The sequence below is a fragment of the Hoeflea sp. genome (assembly GCF_984452065.1).
In genome coordinates this window covers 1-4,859 of record NZ_CFHWAF010000214.1, presented here as the reverse complement: position 1 = coordinate 4,859, position 4,859 = coordinate 1, and the positions used below count along the sequence as shown (strand labels likewise).

Sequence of the window (4,859 nt, the reverse complement as noted above, 5' to 3'; positions counted from 1 at the left end):
GTCATCGATCACAGCGGCTATGAGGACCTGGCCCTGCGCCCGCCGCAGACGGACCTGCTCGCTTTTCTCGACAGCCTTGCGGCGGGCGGCGAGCCTGACGTTTCGCAGATCGTTCTTTCGGTCATCGACGTCTATCGTTCTTTTTCCATCGGCCGTTTTTTCATCGACGGACTGTCGGTCGGTTTCGATGCGCCGCCAGAGGCGGGTTCGGGCGAGATCGGGCAGATCCTTGTTGAGGATTTGAGCGCGGACGGCCTTGGCGAATTCTCGATTTCCTCGGTTGCGTTCGATCTCGGATCGGAAGGCGCTTTTGAACTCGGGGGATTTCTGGTCGGCAATATCGAGTTTCCGCCGTTCGGGCCGATCGAGGCCTTCCTTGCCGAACCCGAAAATCTCGAGGAGCCGGACCCGCTGCTGGTTGCCAGGCTCTTTACCCCGCGCTCAATCGTCGTGGAACTGGCCGGACTTTCGGTCATCGGCGCAGTGCCGGAGGGCGATATCAGCCTTGGCCGCTATTTCATGGATCTGGAAACCTCTGTGCCGCCGATGCCCACATTCGTGGAGATCGCCACGGAGGGACTGTCTTTTCCGATTGCCGCGCTTGGCGATCACGAGGCGGTTGCCGTGTTCGAGGCCGCCGGCATCGATACGTTGCGCCTGACCGAGAAGCTGAGGCTGCACTGGGACACCACCAGCGAGGACCTGGTGATCGAAAACATCGTCATCGAGCTGGGCCAGGTCGGAAAGGTTCGCGCCAGCGCGAGACTGGGCGGCGTGACACGGCTCGTCATGGAAAACCCGGCGAGCTACCAGGCGCTGGTCGCGACGCTCAACGTCAAGGACTTTGAACTTCAACTGGTCAATGAAGGTGGCTTCCAGACGGCCATGGCGCTGATGGCGGAGGATGCGGATGTCAGCGAAAACCTGATGTCGGAACTTCTTCTGGAACAGTTGCGGCAGGCGTTGACCGCCGTCGACAACGACGAGTTCACGGACATGGTGCTGGATGCCGCCGAGACGTTCTTCAGCGATCCGCGCAATCTCAGCCTGACCATTTCGCCCGACAATCCCGTTCCCGTATCCCAGATCGCCGCCGGCGCGATGACCGCGCCGCAAATGCTGCCCGGCCTTCTGGGCGTTTCGGTCGAGGCCAATCGTTAGGCTGTCTTTCGATCGTCGTAAAAAACCCGCCGGGCGGCGGGTTTTCATGTGATTGAGTGCTGCGCCGGGATCAGCCGGCCATGGCCTCCTGGAGGTTCTCGTCGACCTTGTCGAGGAAACCGATGGTCGACAGCCAGGGCTGATCCGGGCCGATGAGCAACGCGAGGTCCTTGGTCATGTGACCGCCTTCGACCGTCGCCACGCAGACCTCTTCAAGCGTTTTGGCAAAGCGGGCCAGCTCGGCGTTGTCGTCCAGCTTGGCGCGATGCGCGAGGCCCCGTGTCCAGGCGAAGATCGACGCGATGGAATTGGTCGAGGTCTCTTCGCCTTTCTCGTGCTGACGGTAGTGCCGGGTGACCGTGCCGTGGGCGGCCTCGGCCTCAACCGTCTTGCCGTCCGGCGTCATCAGCACCGAGGTCATCAGGCCGAGCGAGCCGAAGCCCTGCGCGACCGTATCGGACTGGACGTCGCCATCATAGTTCTTGCAGGCCCACACATAACCGCCCGACCATTTCAGGTTCGCGGCGACCATGTCGTCGATGAGACGGTGTTCATAGGTGATGCCGGCTTCCTTGAAGGCGTCCTCGAACTCGGCTTCGTAGATTTCCTGGAAGATATCCTTGAAGCGGCCGTCATAGACCTTGAGGATGGTGTTCTTGGTCGACAGATAGACCGGCACCTTGCGCTGCAGGCCGTAGTTCAGCGAGGCGCGGGCGAAGTCCTCGATCGACTTGTCGAGATTGTACATGCCCATGGCAATGCCCGAGCCGGGCGACTCGAACACTTCATGTTCGATTTCCTGGCCGTCCTCGCCGACGAATTTCATGAACAGCTTGCCCTTGCCGGGGAATTTGAAGTCGGTCGCGCGATACTGGTCGCCGAAGGCGTGGCGGCCGACGATGACCGGCTTCGTCCAGCCGGGGACAAGGCGCGGCACGTTCTTGCAGATGATCGGCTCGCGGAAGATGACGCCGCCGAGAATGTTGCGGATCGTGCCGTTGGGCGAGCGCCACATCTTCTTCAGCTTGAATTCCTCGACGCGGGCTTCATCCGGCGTGATGGTCGCGCATTTGACGCCGACGCCGTATTGCTTGATGGCGTTTGCGGCATCGACGGTGATCTGGTCGTCGGTGGCGTCGCGGCTCTCCATGCCAAGGTCGTAATATTTCAGATCGATGTCCAGATAGGGGTGGATCAGCTTGTCCTTGATGAACTGCCAGATAATCCTGGTCATCTCGTCGCCGTCGAGTTCGACGACCGGGTTTTCGACCTTGATCTTTGCCATATGAAAGAGCCTCGTTACTGAAAGGATTGGGCTTCGCCCGCAAAATATGGTGATGTTCGCGGCTCCTATACCATTGTGATGCCGGAAGGCAAAGGCGGGCGGTCTCGCGAATTCGTATAAGGTGGTTCAAGGGCCGGCCGGCCGTGCCGGCAGAGCCGGACGGCAACGGGGAGAATGGCGAGGATGGACTTCGAATCGGCGGTTTTTGAAGATGATGAGCGGCGTCTGCATTACGTCTCGATGGGTGAGCCCGACAAGCCGCTGATGCTGTGTCTGCACGGGTTTCCGGAATATTGGGGCGCCTGGCGCGACATCATGCCCTATCTGGCGCGGACCTTTCGTGTCGTCGCGCCCGATCAGCGCGGTTTCGGACGACCTGACCGTCGAGCGGATTGCCGACAGCGGACACTGGATCCTGCATGAACAGCCGGAAAAAGTTGCCGACACGGTCAGGGACTGGCTTTCACGCCGCGGTCTCGATGAGACGTGCGCGATCTTTCCGGAACGAACACCTAAGGCTCGGTGACCTTCGCCTTTTCAACCTTTTCTCATTTGCAGCGATGTGTCAGTTAAGGCCTTCATCAAGATTTGAAGGCTGACGAGTTTTATGGCCGGGACGGATAAAAACAGGGAGTTGCTGACGGGCGGGCCGGCGATCGTGCTTGTCGAGCCGCAGCTTGGCGAGAATATCGGAATGGTCGCGCGGGCCATGGCGAATTTCGGCCTGTCGGAATTGCGCCTCGTCAATCCGCGCGACGGCTGGCCGAGCGAAAAGGCTCGATCGGCGGCGAGCAAGGCCGATCACGTCATCGATGCGGCTACGGTTTTCGCGACACTTGAGGAGGCCATTGCCGATCTCAATTTCGTCTATGCAACGACGGCCCGGGAGCGGGACGGCTTCAAACCGGTCCGCGGACCGGTGGAAGCCGCCGAGACATTGCGCCGGCGAATGGCGTCCGGGCAGACGTGCGGTGTTCTCTTCGGCCGTGAGCGCTGGGGGCTGAAAAACGAGGAGGTGGGCCTTGCCGACGAGATCGTCACCTATCCGATCAATCCGGCATTTGCTTCTCTGAATATCGCGCAGGCCGTGCTCTTGATGTCCTATGAGTGGATGAAGTCGGGTCTTGCCCATGAGAAGCAGACACCTTTCGGCCAGACCGAGATGCAGCCGGCGACAAAGGCCGATCTCCAGGGGCTTTTCGATCATCTGGAGGAGGCGCTGGATGCGCGCGGCTATTTCCGACCCGCCGACAAAAAGCCAAAAATGGTCGACAATTTGCGGGCGGTCCTGAGCCGGCAGGGGTTTTACCTGCCGGAAATCAGGGTGTTGCGGGGCGTCATCCGCTCGCTTGACCGGTTCAGCCGGCAGGCGCCGAAGGGCAAGAATCCGGGGGCCGGCGACCGGAGCGTATCGGCCGGTTCGAAGGCAAGTGAGGACAAAGACGATTGAACGACGCGCCGGTATTGTTGTTTGATTCAGGGATCGGGGGTCTGACGGTCCTGCGTGAGGCCCGGGTCCTGCTTCCGGAGCGGCGCTTCGTTTATGTGGCGGACGATGCAGGGTTTCCCTATGGGGGCTGGGCGGAAAGTGCATTGAGCGCGCGTATCGTCGGACTTTTTGAGCAGCTTGTCGCCGACCACAAACCGGCCATCTGCATTATCGCCTGCAACACCGCATCGACGCTGGTTCTGGAGCCGTTGCGTGCGGCATTTCCCGATATGGCATTCGTCGGCACCGTGCCGGCGGTCAAGCCGGCGGCGGAGTGCACACGATCCGGGCTTGTCAGTGTCCTCGCGACACCCGGCACGGTGCGTCGCGCCTATACGCGCGATCTGATTCAGTCTTTTGCGTCGCAATGCCATGTCCGCCTCGTCGGTTCGGAGAACCTTGCCGGGCTTACTGAGCGCTATATTCGCGGTGATGTCATCGACCACCACGACATTCTCGCCGAAATCGAGCCGTGTTTCGTCGAGCAGAACGACCGCAAGACCGATATCGTCGTCCTTGCCTGCACGCATTACCCGTTCCTGGCAAACCGTTTCAGGGGCCTTGCTCCCTGGCCGGTGGACTGGCTCGATCCGGCGGAGGCGATTGCGCGGCGCGCCAAGTCCCTCCTGACTGTGTCCCACAGTGTATCCGAGAAACCGGATGTCGCGCTGTTCACCTCCGGTGAACCGGATTTTGCCATCCGGCGGCTGATGAACGGCTTCGGTCTGCAAATCCTTTCCGGGCAGGATTGACAACCCGGTCCGATTGGCCTAAATCCGCTCGGTCTCCGGGCTTTGCGCCCGGTTTTTGTTACGTGTCCCGTGAATGACCGCCGCAACGCAAGGCCGGACATTCTGTCAGTCGGCAAAAACAGCCGGCAGAGGAGGGCGCGTTTCCTTCGACCGGTTTGGGAACAAACCGGTT

The 4,859-nt window shown here is 60.7% G+C and carries 5 protein-coding genes; 4 read left to right on the top strand and 1 reads right to left on the bottom strand.

The window, feature by feature from the left end:
* On the top strand, positions 1 to 1,161 hold a 1,161-nt coding region (locus AC5E6N_RS23285), incomplete at its 5' end, for an aq_1923 C-terminal domain (protein WP_491750043.1).
* Positions 1,162 to 1,231: 70 nt separating this feature from the next.
* On the opposite strand, the gene AC5E6N_RS23280 is transcribed toward AC5E6N_RS23285, so the two are convergent.
* Positions 1,232 to 2,446 carry an NADP-dependent isocitrate dehydrogenase gene (locus AC5E6N_RS23280; protein WP_491750042.1) on the bottom strand — a complete coding sequence of 405 codons (1,215 nt, stop codon included), beginning with the start codon at positions 2,444 to 2,446 and terminating at the stop codon, positions 1,232 to 1,234.
* A 183-nt stretch (positions 2,447 to 2,629) separates the two neighbouring features.
* Between AC5E6N_RS23280 and AC5E6N_RS23275 the strand changes: the two genes are divergently transcribed.
* From AC5E6N_RS23275 to murI, 3 genes are all read left to right on the top strand, one after another.
* Positions 2,630 to 2,869: an alpha/beta fold hydrolase gene (locus tag AC5E6N_RS23275; RefSeq protein WP_491750041.1), complete on the top strand. Its 240-nt coding sequence runs from the start codon at positions 2,630 to 2,632 to the stop codon at positions 2,867 to 2,869.
* 184 nt (positions 2,870 to 3,053) lie between these two features.
* On the top strand, positions 3,054 to 3,896 hold the full coding sequence (locus AC5E6N_RS23270) for an RNA methyltransferase (RefSeq protein ID WP_491750040.1): 843 nt from the start codon (positions 3,054 to 3,056) through the stop codon (positions 3,894 to 3,896).
* Positions 3,893 to 4,687: a glutamate racemase gene (gene murI, locus AC5E6N_RS23265; protein WP_491750039.1), complete on the top strand. Its 795-nt coding sequence runs from the start codon at positions 3,893 to 3,895 to the stop codon at positions 4,685 to 4,687. The genes AC5E6N_RS23270 and murI overlap by 4 nt, the downstream gene beginning before the upstream one ends.
* The last annotated feature ends 172 nt before the right edge of the window (positions 4,688 to 4,859 follow it).